This is a genomic window from Prosthecobacter fusiformis (assembly GCF_004364345.1).
GTDB lineage: Bacteria > Verrucomicrobiota > Verrucomicrobiia > Verrucomicrobiales > Verrucomicrobiaceae > Prosthecobacter > Prosthecobacter fusiformis.
This window is the reverse complement of sequence record NZ_SOCA01000002.1, coordinates 115,167-135,943: the sequence shown is the minus strand read 5'-3', so window position 1 is coordinate 135,943 and position 20,777 is coordinate 115,167. Positions and strand designations below refer to the sequence as shown.

At 57.7% G+C, this 20,777-nt stretch carries 16 protein-coding genes; 11 read left to right on the top strand and 5 right to left on the bottom strand.

Annotated features, from left to right (window positions below):
* The first annotated feature begins 85 nt into the window (after positions 1-85).
* From EI77_RS06555 to EI77_RS06540, 4 genes are all read left to right on the top strand, one after another.
* Positions 86-2,839 (top strand): PVC-type heme-binding CxxCH protein, encoded by a 2,754-nt coding sequence (locus EI77_RS06555; RefSeq protein WP_208300293.1) that lies wholly within the window; start codon positions 86-88, stop codon positions 2,837-2,839.
* A 165-nt stretch (positions 2,840-3,004) separates the two neighbouring features.
* Positions 3,005-4,951 (top strand): biosynthetic arginine decarboxylase, encoded by a 1,947-nt coding sequence (speA, locus tag EI77_RS06550; RefSeq protein ID WP_133793990.1) that lies wholly within the window; start codon positions 3,005-3,007, stop codon positions 4,949-4,951.
* Between the two features lie 88 nt (positions 4,952-5,039).
* Complete coding sequence (locus tag EI77_RS06545; protein WP_133793989.1) at positions 5,040-6,119, top strand: ABC transporter ATP-binding protein; 1,080 nt, start codon at positions 5,040-5,042, stop codon at positions 6,117-6,119.
* Between the two features lie 112 nt (positions 6,120-6,231).
* Positions 6,232-8,892 (top strand): protein kinase domain-containing protein, encoded by a 2,661-nt coding sequence (locus EI77_RS06540; protein WP_133793988.1) that lies wholly within the window; start codon positions 6,232-6,234, stop codon positions 8,890-8,892.
* 27 nt (positions 8,893-8,919) lie between these two features.
* Here EI77_RS06540 and EI77_RS06535 read toward each other — a convergent pair whose 3' ends face one another.
* Positions 8,920-9,933 (bottom strand): SAM-dependent methyltransferase, encoded by a 1,014-nt coding sequence (locus tag EI77_RS06535; RefSeq protein ID WP_133793987.1) that lies wholly within the window; start codon positions 9,931-9,933, stop codon positions 8,920-8,922.
* Positions 9,934-10,078: 145 nt separating this feature from the next.
* On the opposite strand from EI77_RS06535, the gene EI77_RS06530 reads away from it, so the two are divergent.
* From EI77_RS06530 to EI77_RS06520, 3 genes are all read left to right on the top strand, one after another.
* On the top strand, positions 10,079-10,573 hold the full coding sequence (locus tag EI77_RS06530; RefSeq protein WP_133793986.1) for an FHA domain-containing protein: 495 nt from the start codon (positions 10,079-10,081) through the stop codon (positions 10,571-10,573).
* 131 nt (positions 10,574-10,704) lie between these two features.
* On the top strand, positions 10,705-11,976 hold the full coding sequence (locus EI77_RS06525; protein WP_133793985.1) for an adenylosuccinate synthase: 1,272 nt from the start codon (positions 10,705-10,707) through the stop codon (positions 11,974-11,976).
* A 128-nt stretch (positions 11,977-12,104) separates the two neighbouring features.
* Positions 12,105-12,962 (top strand): FAD:protein FMN transferase, encoded by an 858-nt coding sequence (locus EI77_RS06520; RefSeq protein WP_166647082.1) that lies wholly within the window; start codon positions 12,105-12,107, stop codon positions 12,960-12,962.
* 11 nt (positions 12,963-12,973) lie between these two features.
* Here the strand turns inward: EI77_RS06520 and EI77_RS06515 are convergent, their stop codons facing one another.
* Complete coding sequence (locus tag EI77_RS06515) at positions 12,974-14,995, bottom strand: monovalent cation:proton antiporter family protein (protein WP_133793983.1); 2,022 nt, start codon at positions 14,993-14,995, stop codon at positions 12,974-12,976.
* Positions 14,996-15,097: 102 nt separating this feature from the next.
* Complete coding sequence (locus EI77_RS06510) at positions 15,098-16,174, bottom strand: hypothetical protein (RefSeq protein WP_208300292.1); 1,077 nt, start codon at positions 16,172-16,174, stop codon at positions 15,098-15,100.
* Between the two features lie 101 nt (positions 16,175-16,275).
* On the opposite strand from EI77_RS06510, the gene EI77_RS06505 reads away from it, so the two are divergent.
* The 4 genes from EI77_RS06505 (at position 16,276) to EI77_RS06490 (ending at position 18,898) form a co-directional block, all read left to right on the top strand.
* On the top strand, positions 16,276-17,145 hold the full coding sequence (locus tag EI77_RS06505) for an energy transducer TonB (RefSeq protein WP_133793981.1): 870 nt from the start codon (positions 16,276-16,278) through the stop codon (positions 17,143-17,145).
* A gap of 81 nt (positions 17,146-17,226) precedes the next feature.
* Positions 17,227-17,874 carry a MotA/TolQ/ExbB proton channel family protein gene (locus EI77_RS06500; RefSeq protein WP_133793980.1) on the top strand — a complete coding sequence of 216 codons (648 nt, stop codon included), beginning with the start codon at positions 17,227-17,229 and terminating at the stop codon, positions 17,872-17,874.
* A 26-nt stretch (positions 17,875-17,900) separates the two neighbouring features.
* Positions 17,901-18,356 (top strand): ExbD/TolR family protein, encoded by a 456-nt coding sequence (locus tag EI77_RS06495; protein ID WP_133793979.1) that lies wholly within the window; start codon positions 17,901-17,903, stop codon positions 18,354-18,356.
* Complete coding sequence (locus EI77_RS06490) at positions 18,353-18,898, top strand: hypothetical protein (RefSeq protein WP_133793978.1); 546 nt, start codon at positions 18,353-18,355, stop codon at positions 18,896-18,898. The genes EI77_RS06495 and EI77_RS06490 overlap by 4 nt, the downstream gene beginning before the upstream one ends.
* Before the next feature lie 58 nt (positions 18,899-18,956).
* On the opposite strand, the gene EI77_RS06485 is transcribed toward EI77_RS06490, so the two are convergent.
* The gene (locus EI77_RS06485) at positions 18,957-20,246 is read right to left on the bottom strand and encodes a DUF1501 domain-containing protein (RefSeq protein WP_133793977.1); all 1,290 of its coding nucleotides are present in this window, start codon (positions 20,244-20,246) and stop codon (positions 18,957-18,959) included.
* A 67-nt stretch (positions 20,247-20,313) separates the two neighbouring features.
* Complete coding sequence (locus EI77_RS06480; RefSeq protein ID WP_133793976.1) at positions 20,314-20,775, bottom strand: endonuclease NucS domain-containing protein; 462 nt, start codon at positions 20,773-20,775, stop codon at positions 20,314-20,316.
* Between the last annotated feature and the right edge of the window lie 2 nt (positions 20,776-20,777).

Genomic DNA, 20,777 nt, shown 5'->3' with positions numbered 1-20,777 from the left:
TTCGGTTTGTGAAAAACTCTGGGCTGGTCACGATCTTGTGCCACGGCGTAAGATGAGGGGGAAATTGCTCGTTGAAACCGCCCCCATGCTCCGACCCACCACCGCCCTAGCCCTCCTCGCCGTTGTGACGGTGACTGCTTTCGCTGCGAAGCCTGAAAAGCCTGCCCGCCCGGAAAAGCCTGTACGTCCCGTCAAGGAATTCGTCCCAGCCAAGCCTGCCTTCACGGCGGATCCTGCGGTGCCTGCGTTTGACGAAAAAGCAGCAGTGCCCGTGCATCTGGATACGAGTATGTTCAAAGTGCCGGAGGGACTGGAGATCTCCGTCTGGGCAACATCGCCGATGCTTTTTAACCCGGCCAATATGGATGTGGACCACGCGGGCCGCATCTGGGTGGCTGAGGGGATCAACTACCGCCGTAATAGCGGCCGCAGCCGCGAAGGGGATGCTATCCGCGTTCTGCAGGATACCGATGGGGATGGAAAAGCGGATGAATCGCATGTCTTCGTCCGGGAAAAGGAGCTGGAATGTCCGCTGGGGGTGGCGGTGTTCGATAACGTCATCGTGGTCTCGAATACGCCGAACATCATCGTTTATACCGATGTGGACCGGGACCTGAAATTCGACCCCTCCGTGGACAAGCGCGAGGTGCTTCTGTCCGGCTTTGAGCAGCCGCAGCATGATCACAGCCTGCACTCCGTCTATGCCGGTCCAGATGGCCGCTGGTATTTCAGCAATGGCAATTGCGGTGCGCAGTTTACTGACAAAAGCGGGAACACGTTTCGCATCGGTAGCGGTTACCTTAACAACACTTACGTTGGTGAAAAGAGCGACGACGGCCACGTCTATGTGGGCGGTTTCACGGCCAGCATGGAACCCAATGGGCATAATGCGCGCGTCCTGGGCTTCAATTATCGCAACAGCTATGAGGGCGTGAAGAACTCCTTTGGAAACATGTTTCTGAATGACAATGACGATCCGCCGGCTTGCCGGGTCAGCCACCTCATCGAAGGCGGCAGCTTTGGTTTCTTCTCGCGTGATGGCAAACGCCAGTGGCGGGCAGACAAGCGGCCTGGGCAGACCACAGCCATCGCCGAATGGCGGCAGGAAGATCCGGGCAGCATCCCTGCGGGTGACGTCTATGGCGGCGGCGCACCTACCGGCATGTGCTATTATGAAAACGGTGCGCTGGGTGACAAATGGAAGGGCCTGCTGCTGAGCTGTGAAACCGGCCGCAACGTCGTCTTTGGCTACCTGCCAAAACTAGATGGCGCGGGCTTCAAGCTGGAGCGTTTTGATTTCTGCACCACCAACACAACCGGTGTCTTCAAGGGCAGCGACTTCGTGGGCGGCAAGGATAACATGTCCGATGAAAGCCACACACTCTTCCGTCCGAGTGATGTGTGCGTGGGTGCAGACGGGGCCATCTACGTGAGTGACTGGTTCGACAAACGCACCGGCGGGCACATGGACACGGATGAAACCTGCAGCGGCACCATTTACCGCATCGCTCCAAAGGGATTCAAAGCCCAGCAGCCGAAGATCAGCTATGACACGACGGAAGGCCAGATCGCCGCGCTGAAGTCCCCGGCCACGAATGTGCGCCACAGCGGATTTGTGAAACTGAAGGAGCAGGGTGAAAAATCACTGCCTGCGGTGACGGCGCTGCTGAACGACGAGAATCCGTACATCGCTGCGCGTGCTGTGTGGCTGCTGGCGCAGATGGGTGAAAAGGCTAGCCTGCGTATCCGCCCATGGCTGGAGTCTGATGATGCAGACAAGCGGCTCGTGGCCTTCCGTGCCCTGCGGGCTGCCGGTGGGGATCTGCTGGACCTTTACAACAGCATGGCCGCGGATGGCTCTGCCGCAGTGCGCAGCGAAGTGGCCGTGGCGATGCGTGATGTGCCCTTTGCCCAAAGCGGTAAAATTTTAGTGGAACTGGCCAAGCGGTACAATGGCAAGGACCGCTCCTACCTGGAAGCCTGGGGCATCGGCTGCACAGGCAAAGAAGCTGAAGTGTGGGCCGCCCTCAAAAAAGCAGGCAATGGAACAGCCGCAGAAGACTGGTCCGATGCCTTCGCCCAGGCAACCTGGCGTCTGCATCCGGTGGCGGCCGTCGAAGATGTGAAAGCACGGGCGCTTTCTGCCAAACTTTCCGCTCCACAGCGCAAGCTGGCGCTGGATACGCTGGCCTTTACCCAGGACCCAAGTGCTGCCAATGCCATGCTGGCCGTGGCCAAAGACAAGGAATCCCCGATCCATGGCGATGCCATGTGGTGGCTGATCAACCGCAGCACCAATGACTGGAATGAATACAACATCGCCGGAGAGCTGAAAGCCCAGGGCATCTTCGATCCCGATGCCATCAAGCTGGTGACCATTGAGATCCCACCTGCAGGTGAAAGTCTGGTGAAACTTGAAGATGTGCTCAAGCTCAAAGGCGACGCCAAAAACGGGTCATCCCTGGTCGTGCGCTGTGTGATGTGTCACCAGATCAATGGGCAAGGCGTCGAATTCGGCCCAAGCCTTCAGGGATGGGGGCTCAGCCAGCCGACCGATATCATTGCCCAGGCCATCATTGATCCCAGCAAGGACATCGCCCACGGCTTCGATGGCGTGGAGATCCTGACCAAGGACGGCCTGAAAATCCATGGCATGGTCTTGGCTGAGGGGGATGTGTTCATCGTCCGCAGCATGGGCGGGCAGACGCAGTTTGTGCCGCGCAAGAGGATCGCCAACCGCACCAAGATGACTCGCTCCCTCATGCTCAGCGGATCGCAATTGGGCCTAACGGCGCAGGATATTGCGGACATTGTGGCCTATATGCGCCAGGCGGAGTAAGCCCTAAATCATGCCTTATGAAACGTGGCAGCAGACTGTTGCCGCGTTTTTTACAGGTTCCTTGGGTGAATAAAGAGCCTATTAACATGTCAGGGAGACACGCAATCCCAAGACTTTCACTTTTCATCCGCCGGATTGCCCCCATAATCGCGCGCTCAGACTTACATGGAACGCCGCACCCCCAAAACCTCCCCCTGGACCATCAACGACAGCGCCGACCTTTACGGCATTCGTGAGTGGGGTCATGGTTATTTCGATGTGTCCGCCAAGGGCGAGGTCGTCGTGAACCTGAAAGATGGCAAAAAACCGAAGCCGGTTTCTCTTTCTGAAATCGTCAAGGGTCTGCGTGAGCGCGGCACCCAGCTTCCGGTGCTGATCCGTTTTGGTGATCTGCTGCGCTGGCGCATTGATGAGCTGAATGAAGGTTTTCACTCCGCCATCAAGGAGGCCAAATATCAGGGGCTTTATCGCGGGGTGTATCCGATCAAGGTGAACCAGCAGCAGGAGGTCATCGAAGAGATCACCCGCTATGGCCGCAAGTATCATTACGGTCTCGAAGCTGGCAGCAAACCGGAGCTCATCGCTGCGCTGGCCTACATGCATGACCCGGAAGCTTACATTGTCTGCAATGGTTACAAGGATGAGGAGTTCATCGACCTGGCGCTCAATGCCCAAAAGATGGGCCTGCAGGTCATCCTGGTGCTGGAGATGCCCAGCGAACTGGCCCTGATCCTGGAGCGATCCAAAAAAATGGGCGTTCGCCCCACCCTCGGCGTTCGGTTTCGCCTGAGTGCAGAAAGCGCCGGTTACTGGAGCGGCTCCGGCGGTGACGCCAGCGTCTTTGGCCTGAACATCAGCCAGCTCATGGGCGTGGTGGATCATCTGCGCGACCAGGGCATGCTGGATTGCCTGCGCATGCTGCATTATCACCAGGGCTCGCAGATCCCCAACATCCGTGCCATCCGCCAGGCGGTGACGGAAGCTACGCGCGTTTATTGCGGCCTTGTACACGAAGGTGCCCGCATGGGCATTCTGGATCTGGGCGGCGGTCTGGCCATCAGCTATGACGGATTCAAGGGTGCCACCTCTGCATCGAGCAATTACGGCACCAAGGAATACTGCGCGGACGTCATTGAGGCCATTTCGGAAGTTACCGCTGAAGCAGGCGTGCCGCATCCGGACATCATCACTGAATCTGGCCGTGCAGTGGTGGCTTATTACTCGGTCTTGGTGATCAACATCCTGGACGTCAACCGCTTCGAGCCAGGACGTGGCCCTATTGAGCTGAAAAAAGATTCCCCCCAACTCCTGCGCAATCTGGCAGAACTGCGGGAAGAATTTGGCAAAGACGCCTCCAAGCTGACCCGTGACCGCGTGCAGGAAATCTACAACGATGCGGTCTATTACCGCGACAAACTGCGGAGCGAATTCAACTACGGCAAAGTGGGCCTGCGCGAGCGCTCCCAAGGCGAAGAAATGTACTGGTCCATCATGACATGGATTTCCGGCAAGCTGGAATCTGTGGGCCATGACGGCAGCCAGATGGAGCGCATGAGCACCGTGATGACGGATTACTATTACGGGAATTTCAGCGTCTTCCAGAGCCTGCCTGACCTTTGGGCCATCGACCAGATTTTCCCGGTGATGCCCATTCACCGGCTGAAAGAGAAGCCCACGCGCAATGCCGTGCTTTCCGACATCACTTGTGACAGTGACGGTAAGATTGACAAATTTGCCCATGGTGGTGAGATCTGCGGCAGCTTGCCGCTGCATGATCCTGATTTCGAAAAAGGTGAGGATTACATGCTGGGCATCTTCCTCGTCGGTGCCTACCAGGAGACCCTGGGGGATCTGCACAATTTGTTAGGCGACACCAATGTCGTCAGCATCAGCATCGAAAACGGCAAGCTCAAATACCGCCGTGAGCAGGAAGGCGACAGCGTCTCCGAAGTGCTCAGCTATGTGGAGTATGATCCGAAGGACCTGGCCACCCGCTTCCGCAATCTGGCTGAAAGCGCGGTCGTTTCCAAGCGTATCACAGCTGCTGAGCGCCGCGAGATCATGGGAGCCTATGACGCCGGTCTGAGAGGTTACACCTACTTCGAAACCTAGCCGCCAGATTCAAGACGACTTTCATGCTTCCCAGTGAAGCTGTCAGCAGGCTTGCTTGATGCAATGCTTTGGTTTAGAGCTATTTAGCATGGTTCACATCTCCATCCGCGACTTAACCAAACGCTTTGGTAACCAGACGGTGCTGGACCGTGTGAGCCTGGACATTGGTGAGGGAGAGCTGTTCTTTTTGCTGGGGCCCAGCGGATGTGGAAAGACCACACTGCTGCGCCATCTGGCCGGATTTTATCAGCCGAATGAAGGTCAGATTTTATTTGATGGCGATGATGTGACCCGCCTGCCTGCGCACAAGCGTGGGACTGGCATGATGTTTCAAAGCTATGCCCTGTGGCCCCATTTAAACGTGGCCCAAAACATCGCCTTCGGTCTGGAAGAAAGGAACCGGCCCAGGCCTGAGATCGAGCACCGAGTGGCTGAAGCTCTGGAAGTGGTGAAACTGGATGGACTGGGCACGCGCAAGATCGCCCAGCTTTCAGGTGGGCAGCAGCAGAGAGTGGCGCTGGCCCGTGCACTGGTCGTGCGCCCGCGCTGCCTGCTCCTGGATGAGCCGCTTTCCAATTTGGATGCGAAACTGCGCCACGAAATGCGGTCTGAGATCCGACGTATCTGCAAGGAATTTGGTCTGACGGCCATTTACGTGACCCATGACCGGGATGAAGCCTTGAGCATGGCAGACCGCCTAGCCATCATGGATGTGGGCCGTGTGGTGCAATCCGGCACACCTGAGGAAGTCTATCGAAATCCAGCTTCACGCATGGTGGCGGAATTTATTGGCGAGTCTTGTTTTATTCCAGGGACCGTTCAGGCCCATGCAGCGGACGGGCTCTATGAAGTGCAAACATCGTTCGCCACATTGCGGGCGCGTCTTTCCAGCCCGGATTGGCAGCCGCTGCATGGGGAAAAGACCCTGCTATCCATTCGCCCGGAGGCATTGACCTTTGGCCACCTGCTGAATTCCCCCAACCATTTTCCGGGTCATATTGTGGACACCACTTACCTCGGCTCCACAGCCCAGTACAAGCTGCGCATTCAGAATGGACCGGAGATCATGGTGAGTGAAGTGAATCCATCTCCTGTCCGCCAGCCGTCCGACATACCTGTACGTGCCATGGCCATGCCGCAAGACATTGTGATGCTGAGAGGGGAATGACCATTCCACGGTTTCAAGGCGCATTATCTGCCCTTTTTTCAGCGTTATATCTGCGCACCTGGAATCCCCAGTGGACCTTTGTTCACTCCACGGCAGTCAGTTTGGTGAATCAATGAACGAGCGCTATCACATCATCTCCACCCTCGCCTCCGGAGGCAGCGGCAGTATCCAGCAGGCCTGGGACAGGACTGAAAACCGCGATGTGGCGATCAAACGCCTGAACCACCTCAATACCGCCCATCAAGCGGCGCTGGTACGGGAGGCACGCACTCTTTATGCCCTGCGCCATCCTTACATCGTTACGGTTTACGATTACGGCAGTGATGACCAAGGGGCCTATCTGGTGATGGAACTGATCAAGGGAGAATCCCTGGACAAGCGACTGTCCCGAGGGCCCCTGGACCTCGCGGCCTTTAAGCTGCTGGTAACCCAAACCCTGGAAGCCGTTGGTGCGGCCCATGATGCAGGGCTGATCCACCGGGATCTGAAACCAGAGAACATCATGCTGCCATGGAATCAGCATGGGCACCTGGAGGTGAAGCTGATTGATTTTGGCCTGGCTCAGGAACTGCCCGCTGACGGCGGATTGCAGGATTCCATGGCCGGATCCATTTATTTTATGGCACCGGAGCAGTTCGGGAGCGGTTATGTGGATGTGCGGACGGATCTGTATGCTCTGGGCTGTGTGTATTACTTTGCCCTCACGGGCCAGCTTCCTTTTCCAGGGGAAGAGAAGGCGCAGGTGATCACCTCCCATCTGTATCCGCCGCGCCAGCCACTAGGAGAGCTGCGGCCAGATCTCAGCGATGCTTTGTGCCTGTGGGTGGAGCAATTGATCCGTGTCAAACCGACCGACCGCCCCCCGAGTGCAGCGGCAGCCCTGGCCGCCTTCCGCAGGCTGGGCACGAATCTGCAAGTGCAGGCAGCGACAAGCGTCACCGAAGCAGCAGTCATGGTTCTGGAAGATGAGGAACTGCCTGCGGTGCTTCCGGACGATGAGCCCGACGAAGAGCCAGTCTTGCTCACTTTGGATGAAGAGGAGACATCGGTCCTTTCAGTGCTGGCCGATGAGCCAGAAACATCTCCTGAACCACCCGTTACAACTGTTTATGGAGAGGAGGAGGAATCGCCCATGGTGGATGTTTCTTCTGAGCCTGAAACATCTTCCGCTTTGGAGCCGAAATCCTTCCGCACAGAGGAGCCCGCGCTGCTTCCCGCCGCAGTTTCTGCTACCCATGCAGAGCCAGCAAAGCCGACGAGCCGGGCAGAGACTGCGCGCCGTCCTGCACAGGCATCCATGCGGCCCGGGACGAAACGCCGATCCAGCTTGGTGATGATCTTCACTGCGTTTGGATTCGTCCTTTTGGCCCAGCTTGCCATAGTCAGCTATTTCAAATACGCAGGTCGGGAGGCGCGTGAGCAACGTCTGCTGCAATTGAGTGAAAGTGATCAGCCAGAGGGGTCGGATGTGGATATCCGGATGTTACTGGAATTTCTGCAAGATCCTGCCCACCAGGACCAAGCGGCCAAAGCTCTGACCCAGATTCGTGGTGGCAGCTACATTGACGACATCCTTAGCGAGCACCTGGAGGAAATTAAAAACCACCGAGCGGCAGCACGTCTGGTGCAGATCACTGGCCAGCGTCGTAGCATTGCGGCTGTCGAACCCCTGCTGCGCATGACGAATGATCCGCGCACCGATGTGCGGGAGGCCGTTTGGTTAGCCTTAGGTCGTATTACTCCAGAGGAAAAACTGCCTCAGGTGCTGGCCCAAGCGCGCAAAAGCAGCGGCAGTGACCTGAAGATGGTCGAACAATCTCTGATCGCCGCGATCCGAGGAGCCTTGGACCCGAAGGTGGCCACCCAGCACGTACTGCGTGCCTACCGTCAATCCACAGGCCAGGCAGAAAACCGAACCCTCTTTTTCAATGTGCTGACGCATGTGGGTGGAGATGAAACCTTGGACATCGTCACCGAAGCAATCGCAGATCCATCGCAAAAGCTGCGATTGGCTGCCATTACGACCTTGGCACAATATCCCACGCATGAACCGCTGGCCATCATCACGACCCGCTTTTTAAAAGAGGAGGATGAAGCCTGCCGCATTTATCTGCTCCTGGCGGCCCGAGAGTTGGTCGGCAATCCTGGCCCCAGCTCCCAGCAGACTCTTTTTCTCCAGGTGCAAAGCCTCTATAGCAACACCCGTGACACTGAGGAGAAGCGCTATGTAGCTGGCATCATGAGCCGCGTCATCGCCCCGGGGACTGCCGCCTTTTTTGAAGAATTCGCCAATGAGGCGGATGATTCCCTGAAAGCTGAGGCCCGTGACCTCGCCGAGATCTTTCGCAATAAACTGACCCAGGTCCTTCCTGTTGCACCAAACGGCACAGCCCAGTTGCCGGCGGAAAAGGCGGATTACCGGTCCGATAGCTCCATAGCCTTAGAAAAGGATATTTTGATCAACTGGACTCAAGAGGGGGACTGGGCCTCCTGGCTGGTGGAGTTCCCGCAAAGTGGCCCGTATGAAATCGCCATTTATCAATCCCATACCAGTGACCAGCTCGGCACGTATGAGGTTCTGCTGGCTGGCCAAACACTGCTGACTGCCGCAGTCAAAACTGGCGGCGCATCAGATTTTAAAGGCTTCGTTGTGGGCAATGTGCAGGTGGAGCAACCTGGCATCTACCGGCTGCGTGTGCGGGCCAAAACAATCCCCCATGAAGGTGAACTCTTCCGCGTGCAAAAAATGGTGGTCAAAGCCCTGCCTAAATAACCGCTGCGGCATTCCGTTCAGCCATTGCTAACGCTCCGCCCAGGAGACTAGCGTCACCTCGCGGCGGTTGGCTGGAAGCTGACGGGTATAAACTGGCCCTGGTGCCCAGTGGCGGACCTTTTGTATTAGCGGGGGAAGCTCCTGCTCCACTTTGGCGGAGTTCAGCTTCAGTGTCAGAATCAGCCCGAGAGGTGGCAGGCGGGAGGCAAATTTTTCCACATACTGGCAGATGATGCGAGGCTCCAGATTGATGTCGGAAACCAGGACGTCCACTTGGTCCGGCAGCATGGAGGGCTGGAGATCCCCGGCAGAAACACGCAGGTGATGGAACTGAGGATGCGCCAGCACCCGCTCATCCATCGCCCCGGTATCCACGCCGTAAACGGTGGCTCCACGATTGAGCAGCGATAAGGTGGCACCGCCAGGAGCGGAACCCAGCTCCAGGACCACACGGCCTTTCAGTTCATTTTCAACGCCTAGCCAGATCAGTGACTGCTCCATCTTCAGCCACGCACGTGACGGGGATTCCGGGGGCAGTTGCATGCGGGACAAGCCACCTGCGGTTTTAAATTCCCCAGGCTGGTACTGGTGAAGGCCCACCAGCATGGGCTCACCCGGAGCACCGACAATCACATCCAGGATGTATTCCGCAGGACGCGGAGCGGAGGCGGTAGGCAGATCCAGAAGTGCAGTCAATTCCGCCTCCAGGGCATCCACCCGTGCCCAGGTTTCCTCAGGAACGCCATCTTCCGGCACTTCCCGGGGGAAAACATGGAGCAGTGCTGGCCGCTGGGAAAGGGTGGACAACAAGGCTGGCACCTCCGCCGCAGACTCCGCCATGCCCAGGGATATGCCCGCCACCTGGGCAAAAAGACCTCCAAAACGGAAATCTGGCGGCAATTCCCCCTGAATCTTCCAAGTAATGAGCTGAGGGCGCATGAAGGCCGGTGTCAGCAGTCCCGCATATCGGGCGGCCACCTCCCGTTTGAGCGCGGGCTCAGAACCGAAACGGCAGGTAGCAAAAAGGAAGGTTGGAAGCATGTAGCCCCCTCCTATGCCACAGAAAATCCGCTCATGCGAGCCGTAAACGGCACTCCCGGCGCCCACCTCACCTCAAAATCCCCTGCCCCGCACTCAGGATTGCGGCTTGCCAGCTACGCGCGGGCCTGCTAAATCCTCTGACGCTATGGCAAAAATTCAGTACACTACCCCCGAAGGCACCACTGGCGAAGTCGAGTTGACCGCTGAGCGCATGTCGCTCGGCCGCGCCGATGACAACATGATCGTCATCGCCCACGACTCCGTCTCCAGCCATCATGGCGAAGTGGCCATCGAGGGTGACTCCTGGGTGCTGACCGACCTCGGCTCCACCAACGGCACCAAGATCGGTGGTGAGCGCATCGAGCGCGTGGAACTGGGACACGGCGGCACCTTTACCCTGGGTCATGTGGATTGCGTCTTCATTGGCGACTTCGAGGAAGCCCCTGCCTACAGCGCCCCGACCCGCACTGTGTCCAGCAGTGGTTACGGCGCTACCCCGCTCGACCGCAGCCACCGCTCCGGCTTCGGCACCAAGGCCAAGCCCAAGAGCAATGGTTATGCCCCGCTCATCGGCCTGGGAGTCCTGGCGCTGCTGGTCTGTGCTTATGCCGTCTTTTCATTCAGCCAAATGACTGCTTAACTACCGGGTCCGGTGATCGCCTTTTTTAGCGATCCCCTGGCGGCAGCCACCTGCCCGCTGGCGTGACTCATTTGTCCAAAAAAAACAAACCAAGGAAGCGGCCTCCCTGCGCCGCAAAGAAGCTCAAGTAAATGTCCAATACCATTGTTGTCGGTGCCCAGTGGGGCGATGAAGGAAAAGGTAAGATCGTTGACTACCTCACAGAACACACAGACGTCGTCGTACGCGCTGCAGGCGGGAACAACGCCGGGCACACCGTCATCAACAACGGCACCAAATACATCCTGCACCTGATCCCGAGCGGCATCCTGTGGGAAGACAAGATGTGCGTCATCGGCAATGGCGTGGTGATGGACATCCTGGGCCTGCTGGAAGAAATGGCCAAGCTGCGCGCCCAGGGCGTGAAGATCACCCCGGAGAACCTCAAGATCAGCGAGACGGCCCACCTGGTGCTGCCTTATCACAAAGGTCTGGATCAGGCCCGCGAGGCCCGGCTGGGCGATAAAAAGATCGGCACCACAGGTCGCGGCATCGGCCCGGCTTATGCGGATAAGGTGGAGCGCAGTGGCCTGCGTGCCATTCTGCTAACCCGCCCTGAGCAGCTTGAAAGTGAGCTGCGCAGCCGCCTGCTCATGCACAATGAGACTTTCCGCGCTGTCGGCGTGGCTGAAGTGCCCGTGGAAGAAACCATCACCAGTGTCCTGGCCGCAGCCAAGGTCCTGGCTCCCCATATCACGAATACGGCCGTCTATTGCCACGAGGCGATCCGTGCCGGCAAGAGCCTCCTTTTTGAAGGAGCCCAGGGGACTTACCTGGACATCGACCACGGCACCTATCCTTTTGTCACCAGTTCCAACACCACCTCCGGCGGAGCCTGCACAGGCTCCGGCGTGCCTCCACGCATGATCGATAAAGTGGTGGCGGTGGCCAAGGCTTACACCACCCGTGTCGGCTCAGGCCCCTTCATCACAGAGAATGAAGACATCGGCGACATGCTGCACAACATGGGCCGTGAATACGGTGCCACCACGGGTCGTGCCCGCCGCTGCGGCTGGCTGGATGCAGTGCTGGTGCGCTATGCGGTCATGATCAATGGTGCCGATGAACTGGCCATCACTAACCTGGACGGCCTGGACGGTCTGGATACCATCCAGATCTGCACCGCCTACACATTGCGTGGTGAGACCATCCACTATCCGCCGAGCACGATCGAGGACATCGAGGAATGTGTGCCTGTTTACGAAACCCACCAGGGCTGGAAACAGGACCTCAGCCAGATCAAAAACTTCGCTGACCTTCCTGACCTGGCCAAGGCCTACCTGAAGCGTCTGGAAGAATTGACCGGGGCACGCGTCAGCCTCCTCGGCGTCGGGCCTTCTCGTGACCAGACTCTCGTGGCCTAACCGCACACGCGTTCATGACCTTCTTGCGCCCCGCCTGCCTCCTGGCATGCGGGGCGTTTTGTTTCTGGGCGGCTCACGCCCGAGCTGAGTCCCCTGCCCTCCAGAGGCATGATTTCAGCGGGCCAGGCATGGCCACCACCTTCCGCATCTCTTGTTATACGGATGACCGGGCCAAGGCTGAAAAGGCAGCGGATGCCTGCTTCGCCCGCATTGCGGTATTAAACCAGATTTTCACGGATTACGACCCGACCAGTGAGCTGATGCGGCTTTGTGCTCCTGACGCCACTTATCCCATGGCCGTCAGCACGCCCATGCGGGACTTATTGGACCGCTCCATCGAGTTCGCCCGAATTACTGATGGGGCATTTGACCCCACCTGCGGCCATTTATCCCAGCTCTGGCGGAGGGCGCGGCGTCAGGGCAGGCTGCCCCCGGCGGACCGGCTGCGATCCGCCATCGCAGCCACTGACTGGCGGCGGATCACACAGGAGAAAGACGAGTGCCAAATCACCCTACAGCGCGGGACTTTGCTGGATCTGGGGGGCATCGCGAAAGGCTATGCGGCAGATGAATGCCTGCGCATCATGCGCCAGCATGGCCTGCCCTGCGCCGTCGCCCAGGCGGGTGGGGATACGGCGGTGGGGGATGCGCCCCCCGGCCAAAAAGGCTGGGAGATCAAGCTGCGCACGTTTACACGACCGGGGGATGAGGACAGCCTGAAGACTCTCCTCCTGGCAAACCGTGCTGTTTCTACCTCAGGAGATCTTTACCAATACACCGAAATCGCAGGCATCCGCTATTCACACATCCTATCTCCCAAGACCGGACTGGGGCTCACGGAAAGGATCGCCTGCTCAGTCATCGCGCCGGATTGCACGACGAGTGATGCGCTGGCCACGGCGATGTGTGTGCTCGGGAAGGAGAAGGGAGAGAAACTGGCGGATAGACTGCCAGGCATTGAAGTGCTTTTCTCCACCGCTCCCTGAACGGGAGCTGCTTACTCCAGCATTTCCTTTGCCAGCTGGATTTGCTCGGCACTGCCGATGAGTAGCACGGAATCCCCAGGGCGGATCTCCTCAGAGATACCAGGGTTGATGATGTTGTCACCCCCGCGCTCAATGCCGACGATGCTCGCCCCTGTGCGGCTGCGGAGTTGCAGTTCAGAAATGACTTTTCCTGCGGCCATGGAGGTCGGGGAAATACTGAGTGTCAGCAATTCGGCATGGCGCAGCAGCGGGGGAATGTCCAAAGCATCCGGCGCATGATGCGGCAGCGGGGCCTCATTCAGCGTTTCATAGAGGGCGAACTGGGCCTTTGTATGCACCCGCACGAAGACCCGCCAGAGCAGAATGGTGAGTGCGACCAGCAGGAGCCCCAGCACGATGAGCAGATTCCGTGAAGGCAGGATAGCTGAACTGAGAACCAAGATGATGAGGAATAAGGCAGCGCAGCCGGCGGTAAGGACGACGTTCGAAATGATGCCGCGCAGGGGCATGGTGTTGTCCTTGGCGACCGCGCTGGACACGCTCATTTCACTCACCAGCATGCCAAAGGCCTGCCACTTCCTGACGATGGCGATCAGCATGGGGAGGCTGAGAATCATGGCCCCAAGCCAGAGCATGCCCTTGATGCCATTGTATCCGCCAGGGGCATCAGGCCACCATTTTTCCACATGATCCTTCATGAAGGCAGCGGTGATAAAAACGCCGGCGATGAGGATGATGTTCACCACGATCTGCCAGCCCCATTTGCGCAGGAACTTGGCCGGGGTCTTGCGGTTGCTGCCTGAACTGAGACTGCCAACCCACTTCGTGTAGGCATCCAGGGCATTCATCAGTCCCGTCGGTGTGATATGGCTGATGCCTTTCACCGTGGCATCCGAGCTGCGAATGAGATAAGGCGTCAGCAGCGTGGTCAGGGCAGATACGGCAACGGCGATGGGATAAAGGAAGTCACTGGTCACCTTCAGCGAAAGCCCCAGAGCGGCGATGATGAATGAAAATTCACCAATCTGCGCCAGCCCCATGCCCACGCGCATGGAAGATTTCAGGTCATTTCCGGCCACAAAGGTGCCCAGCCCACAGGTCAATACCTTGCCCACGACGACCACCGCCGTGATGATCAGGATGGGCCCCCATTGTTCCTTCAGAACCTGAGGATCGATCAGCAGGCCGATGGAGACGAAAAACACGGCACTGAAGAGATCCCGCACCGGATGCATCAGTGTCTCGATGTGTGCGATGTGACGTGCCTCCGCAATGATGGCGCCGATGATGAACGCGCCCAGAGCCACGCTATAGCCCAGTTTCACCGCCAGCAGGGATACGCCAAAACACAGCCCCACGACTGTCACCAGCAGCATCTCATTGCTCTTAAACTTGGCCACCCAGTTCAAGAGACGCGGCACCAAGATCAGGCCAAAAATCAGCAGCACACCCAAAAAGGTGACCAGCTTTCCCACTGTGAGTGCCACATCCTCCACGGCCAGTGATCCAGTCGTGGCAAAACCGGACAGCATGGCGATCATGAGGATGGCCAGGATGTCCTCCACGATGAGGATACCAAAAATCATCTGGGCGAAGCGCTCCTTCGTCTTCCCGATCTCCTCCAGGGCCTTGATGATGATGGTGGTGGACGAGATGGAAAGGATGGCCCCCAGGAACACGCTGTCCATGGTGCCCCAGCCAAAGGTCCGCCCCAGATGGTATCCGGCCCAGATCATCAGCACGATTTCCGCAGAAGCTGCAATCAGGGCTGTGGAACCGACTTTGGTCAGCTTCTTTAAACTGAACTCCAACCCCAGGGCGAACATGAGGAAGATCACTCCCAGCTCTGAAAGCGTCTCAATGGTATGCTCATCTTCGATCAAAGCATACGGGGGGGTATGCGGACCAATGATCACCCCCGCCAGGATGTAACCCAGGACAACGGGCTGCTTCATCTGCCGGAACAAGATAGTCACCACCGCCGCGATGATCATCACGACCGACAGATCCTGGAGAAAGTCAATATGGTGCATAGGCGTCAGCTCACTGGAAGACAAAGTACACACTTGTCCGGCAGGCTTGGCCACCTGCCGCCATATCACTTACTGCACACAGATGGCAAAGGGGTCAACCCTTCATGTGCCGATAGGTGGATTACCGGGTGGTGAGCCATCCCTGAATCCCAGCTTTTCACCTGCTTCACTGAGCGATTGCAAGGTATGGAGGAGGCGGTCCAGACGCGAGGGAGTATAACCCGCCAGATTCTCCTGCTGGATTTGGAAAGCCGCCTGTGCCAGCGCTTCACGGGCTGCCTGCCTCATTTCTTCAGACATCCCGCCAGCCATCATGCCGTCATCTAAAAATCCGGCCAAAAAGTGAGGTTGGAAAGCGCGATACATGCGGCAGCCAAAGTGAAACATCTCTTCACGGATCTGCTGAAAATGGGGATCAGCCTGGGTCAGTCGCATCACATCCTCCACCGCATCCGTAGCCTCCAAGATCCAGGCTTCCGCTTGGTCTGAATCGACAGAAGGAGCCTCCAGCAGACTGGCCAACGCTCGGCAGAGAGTATGCCGCGCCTTGATGCCAGCCTCCCTGCCCACTAAGTCTTTCTCATCAAGATGCCGACAATGATCAAGCGAATGGCGCGCGGCCTCCACAGCGGACAGCCAGGCTGGGAGGCTGCTTTGCAGCAGTTCATTGGCCCGGTTCATCCAGGCACTGGCCTGCACCTGCTGGTAGTCAGCCCGCTCGCTGGATTCGTGGCCATGCATCGTCTCGATAGCTTTGTCAAAACAGCGCAGTGCCCGCTCATGCGCACCCGCCTCTTTTACGGCTTGTTCGGTGACTCCCCGGTTCATCCAGGCAACGCATAACCGCCAGCGAAAAACAGGGTCACGGTCCAAAGGAAGTTGGTGCAGATGTGCAATGGCGATATCGTAACTGCCCAGCGCCTCCTGCAGCCGCTCAGGGCCACCCAGGCGGGTCAATACATCTCCCCGGTTCATCCAGCCAGCCGTCAGTCCCCAACGAAATAACGGATTCTCCTCCAGGGACAGATTTTCACGCAAGGCGATGGCGTGCTCAAAACAGATCTGGGCTTGCTGCAAGGAATCGTGATCCCCCTTTTCCAGCAGAGAGATGCCGTGAAGCGTCCAGCGGCTGGCTTCGGCGTGAATGTCAGAAGGGGTATCAGGCATCAAAGAGGACATGAGACACAAAATGTCATTTTGTGAGATTACGTCGCAATAGACGCTTGACGATCTCTGATCAATCGTCATTATCGAAAACGTATCTCAATTCACTCTCCACCATGTCGCAACTGGCACTTTTAGGATCCCCTGCACTCAGCCTTTCCAAAAAGGCTGAAGCTGTGGCCACGCCTAAGCAGGCGACTGTCTGGCGCTTTCGCTGCCCTGACGATAGCCTGTGCGGTGTCGCTTGGCTGACAGGCATCGCAGGCACCTTTTTGCTCATCGGCATTGTGGGAATGCTGCGGTTTCAGAACTTCGAGCCCATTACCTTTGCCGGGAGAGCCGGACTGGGTGCGGTGGATAATGATTCCACCGATGTCTCCATGGCTGAATTGCTGGCTGAGGTGGAAGAGTCCCAAGAGAATCCCACCGAGGAGGTGGTGGAGGAGACCCTTGAAATACCGGAACCCGTCGAAGTGCAGATCGAGACACTGGAACTACCGGAGATGATGGAACCGCTGGTGACGGAAGATCTTTTCACCGTGCCTGCTGCCCCCAAGATCGAAACGGTGCAAAAGCCGGTGGATCCTGCCAAGCCTAAACCGAAAACCCAGCCGCGCCCTGCGGTGGCAAAACCTGCCAGCCGCCCCGCCACCAGCACCATGACAACCGCTGGCGGTACGGCAGGCAGCGGCGGCGGCGGTGGTGGCACAGGAAGAGCCGGTGCCGGAGCAGGTAAAGGCAGACTGCCCACGCCACCATTCCCCTCTGGAGCGCGCTCACGAGGTGTCACGGGAACAGTGACCTTTAGCCTTCGGGTCAGCCCCGCTGGGAAAGTCGAGTACGCGGCCGTTGTTTCCAGCAATTGCAGCAACGGCGGATTCACCGCTTCAGAGCAGAGCCAGCTTTCATCTTATATCTGCCGCAATTGGTATCTTCCTGGCAGAATGGGCAACCTCAGATTGCCCGTCAGATTCCAGCTCAGGTAGCCAATGCTCCACCCGGCAAGTGCCTTATCAGCTTCCTGAACCCCAGGAAACTGCCTCCCATTCCCCCTTAACCTCCACTCAATGCTCCAGCTCCCCCTCGCCAACGTTGTCATCAAATTCATTCACGATGGTGGTCCCATCATGTATCCCATTCTTGTTGTGGGAGGTTTTGCCATTTGCGTCCTGGTGGAGCGTATCTTTTGGTGGCTGCGTTTCAGCGCCCGCCGCTCAGCCAAACAGCTAGATCAGGTCTATGCAGCTTTGGAGGGCGGAGATCAGGCCAAGGCCATCTCCCTTTCAGAAACAACCACGGATCCGGTGGTGCGCATGATTCATCATGGCCTCAAGCACCAGCATAGCTCCATGCAGGGCGCGCTGGAAGTGGCAGCCGGCCATGAGCTGCAGGCCGCAGGAAGATTCCTCGGAGCCATGGACACCGTCGTCACTCTCGGACCTCTCCTGGGCCTTCTGGGCACCGTCACCGGCATCATGGGTTCCTTCTCCTCCATTGGTGACTCAGAGCTGGCCGTGGAAAAAGTGACCGGGGGCATTGGTGAAGCGCTCATCGCGACAGCCGCCGGTCTGGGTATTGCCATCGCCACCCTGGTGCCGATGAATTACTTCCACAGCAGGCTGGCCAAGCTCCAGTTTGATCTCGAGGCCGCAGCCAACAACGTGCTTATCCTGGCGGCTCAGCACGGCTTTGACCAGGTCCACAAGAAGCATTGATCCCGGGCAACAGCCTAACCATTCCTGTGAAAATTCACTCCCCCATCGCCCATAAAAAAACCCGGCTGGAGATCATCCCTCTCATTGATGTGATGTTCTTCCTCCTGGCCTCCTTCATGATGGTCAGTCTGACGATGACCAAGCAGCAGAACATCAAGGTGAACCTTCCGGTGGCTTCATCTGCCCAGTCGGACTTCAAGCCGGACATGATCAACCTGGGCGTCAACCAGGCTGGTGACCTCTTCCTGGACAAGAATCCCATCTCCCTTCCAGACCTGGAAAACAGGCTTTCGGAGCGATTCAAAAAAGATCCCAATACGCCTGTTTATATCAGTGGTGATTCAGGCACCGTCTGGTCCCAAATGGTCCGCGCTTTGGATACGGTCCGCCGCATGGGTTTCAATAAAGTGGCCATCAATGTCAAACCTTCCGCCAGCGCACCCGCACCGGCTAGCTCCCCTGCCCCCGCTCCCGCTCAATGAAGGCCTTTCTATTCTTTCTGCTAAGCCTCATCGTCCTCGGCCTTTGCGGCATCTGCATCGTTCAATGGAAGCGCGAATTTGTCCTCAATGAACGCATTGAAGAGCTCACGGCCCAGCTCATCGCAGAAAATGAACTGCGCATCCAAGCCGAAGAAAAGGGCCTGCGCCTCGAACAGGAAATAGCACGCATCACCACCCTGCGTGCCGAGACTGAATCCGCCCTGCTCGATGCCACGGAGCAGGTACAGCTCCTCACCGTGGACCAGACTTCACGCGGATACAGCATCGGCATCTGGATGAATGATGCCCGGACGGCTAAGGCTGAGTTGGCAGCCTATAAACAGCTCGCTGGCAAAGGCACGGATGCCCTTAAGGACCGCAACAGCGAAGTCAGCGCCCAGAATACTGCCATCGAGAAAGCGAATGACACCATCAAACAACTGGCTAGCGAACGCGACAGTGCCATCACCAAACTGAATACCCAGGTGAGGGAATACAACGCGCTTGTGGAAAAGTATAACAAGCTGGCCAAGTCCCAATAAGTGTATCCACAAAAAAGCCCTAGCCCGCGCATTGCGGCCAGGGCTTTTTTATAGCAAATCAGCCAAAGAGCTGAGTCAGCGGCTTGCCCTTGTCCGCAATGGTGAAGGGGCGCTTTGTCGGAGAATACAGCACCTGATCCAAAGGCAGGCCAAGGGCATAACCAATGGTTGCATTCAAATCTGGAATGGTCGTGGAACCTTCCACCACCTTATCCCCGTTCTCGTCCGTGGCCCCATAAATCTGGCCACCACGGATACCACCACCGGCCATCACACAGCTAAATCCGGCAGGGTGATGGTCGCGTCCATCATTGGCATTGATCTCGGGCGTGCGGCCGAATTCGGTGGCTAGCACCACGAGCGTTTCATTCAGCATGCCACGGGCTTCCAGATCGCCAATCAGGGCGCTCATGGCGGAGTCCAGTTCATCGCAGAGTTCCGGCACACGGGTAAAGTTGGCATTGTGGGTATCCCAGTTGCCAAAGCTCACCTCCACATGCCGCACCCCATGCTCCACCAGGCGGCGGGCCAGCAGGCAGCCCTGGCCGAAGCTGTCACGCCCATACTTTTCACGCAGAGCATCCGGCTCGGCATCCAGGTCAAAGGCCTTCAGTTCCTCGCTCTTCATCATCTTCACCGCATCATCGTACATGTCGCTATAGGCGCGCACGTTCTTGACGTCGTAAGTGGAGGCGAATTTCTGGTCTAGCTTTTTGGCCAGGCTCAGACGGCTGGCGAAGCGATCCTCCGTGAACCAATCCAGCGGACGCACGTTATTGATGCCGCTGGCGGGATCATTGATCATCAGCGGGGAGAAGCGGGATTCAAAAAAGCCTGCTCCCGGATGGCGGCTGTCATTACCGATCATCACACTGCCCGGCAATGTTGGGTTACCCCGGTCCTGAAATTTCTGCAACCACGCGCCCATGGAGGGATGGCGGATGCTGCTCCGCTGCGTGTAGCTGGTGTGCATGTAGTAGTTTCCCTGCTCATGCGCACCCTGGGTGGAATTCATGCCGCGAAGGATGGCCAGCTTGTCCGCATGACGCGCCAGCAGGGGGATGTTTTCACTCAGGCGGATGCCGTCCACCTTGGTTTTGATGGTTTTTGTCAATCCCATCACATCGCTCTCCGGCTTTGGATCCCATGTATCCAGGTGACTCATGCCCCCAGTCATGTACAAATAGATCACATTGCGAGCCGTCGGCACCTGCTTCAACGGGCTTGTGTTTTCCCCGGCAGCAAAGGCTTTCGTACCTAGCTGGCTGAGCGCCGTCACGCCAAGAAAGGACTGCGCCGCGCCTGCGACGAACTGGCGGCGACCAAAGGAGGTGGAAGTGGGGTTCATAAACAGGGGGTATTTACAGTTACGCCCGCCGAAACGATGGGGCCGGGCGTGACCTTTCAGGAAAAGATCAGCGCAAAATCTGTTTCTCCCCGCAAAATGGGCAGGCCGAGATCGCCTGATGCCTCGCCCGGCGGCATTTCTGGCACAGGTTAATCTCCCTTGGAATATCCCTGCCTATCTGCCGAAACTTCAGCCGCCCTCCCGATTTTTTCAGAGATTCAGCCGCTTCGTCCGAAATCGAAGCCCCCACCAGATAGCCAGTAAAAAGGCGGCCTGGCTGTTTCAAAAGCACCCGGTATCGCTTCATCTGCGCCAATGCAGCTAGGTCGATGACGCCGCGTTTGATCTCTACCAGCACTGTCTGTTCCTCATCCTCAAACAGCAAGTCCACCCTGCTGCCAGCAAACGACACTTGCCGCCGTGGCGGTGGCAGATTTGGGGACAAGAGTTCTGGATGCGCAAAAAGAAGATCCTCCACCCACGCCTCAGTGCGGGTGTATCGCAGGATCTCCAGAGCGGTGCGTGCCATTT

What these genes read in the sequence shown, in the direction of transcription:
- EI77_RS06555 (WP_208300293.1), top strand. Translation starts at nt 86, where the DNA reads ATGCTCCGACCCACCACCGCCCTAGCCCTCCTCGCCGTTGTGACGGTG.
- speA (WP_133793990.1), top strand. Translation starts at nt 3,005, where the DNA reads ATGGAACGCCGCACCCCCAAAACCTCCCCCTGGACCATCAACGACAGC.
- EI77_RS06545 (WP_133793989.1), top strand. Translation starts at nt 5,040, where the DNA reads ATGGTTCACATCTCCATCCGCGACTTAACCAAACGCTTTGGTAACCAG.
- EI77_RS06540 (WP_133793988.1), top strand. Translation starts at nt 6,232, where the DNA reads ATGAACGAGCGCTATCACATCATCTCCACCCTCGCCTCCGGAGGCAGC.
- EI77_RS06535 (WP_133793987.1), bottom strand. Translation starts at nt 9,933, where the DNA reads ATGCTTCCAACCTTCCTTTTTGCTACCTGCCGTTTCGGTTCTGAGCCC.
- EI77_RS06530 (WP_133793986.1), top strand. Translation starts at nt 10,079, where the DNA reads ATGGCAAAAATTCAGTACACTACCCCCGAAGGCACCACTGGCGAAGTC.
- EI77_RS06525 (WP_133793985.1), top strand. Translation starts at nt 10,705, where the DNA reads ATGTCCAATACCATTGTTGTCGGTGCCCAGTGGGGCGATGAAGGAAAA.
- EI77_RS06520 (WP_166647082.1), top strand. Translation starts at nt 12,105, where the DNA reads ATGGCCACCACCTTCCGCATCTCTTGTTATACGGATGACCGGGCCAAG.
- EI77_RS06515 (WP_133793983.1), bottom strand. Translation starts at nt 14,995, where the DNA reads ATGCACCATATTGACTTTCTCCAGGATCTGTCGGTCGTGATGATCATC.
- EI77_RS06510 (WP_208300292.1), bottom strand. Translation starts at nt 16,174, where the DNA reads ATGTCCTCTTTGATGCCTGATACCCCTTCTGACATTCACGCCGAAGCC.
- EI77_RS06505 (WP_133793981.1), top strand. Translation starts at nt 16,276, where the DNA reads ATGTCGCAACTGGCACTTTTAGGATCCCCTGCACTCAGCCTTTCCAAA.
- EI77_RS06500 (WP_133793980.1), top strand. Translation starts at nt 17,227, where the DNA reads ATGCTCCAGCTCCCCCTCGCCAACGTTGTCATCAAATTCATTCACGAT.
- EI77_RS06490 (WP_133793978.1), top strand. Translation starts at nt 18,353, where the DNA reads ATGAAGGCCTTTCTATTCTTTCTGCTAAGCCTCATCGTCCTCGGCCTT.
- EI77_RS06485 (WP_133793977.1), bottom strand. Translation starts at nt 20,246, where the DNA reads ATGAACCCCACTTCCACCTCCTTTGGTCGCCGCCAGTTCGTCGCAGGC.
- EI77_RS06480 (WP_133793976.1), bottom strand. Translation starts at nt 20,775, where the DNA reads ATGGCACGCACCGCTCTGGAGATCCTGCGATACACCCGCACTGAGGCG.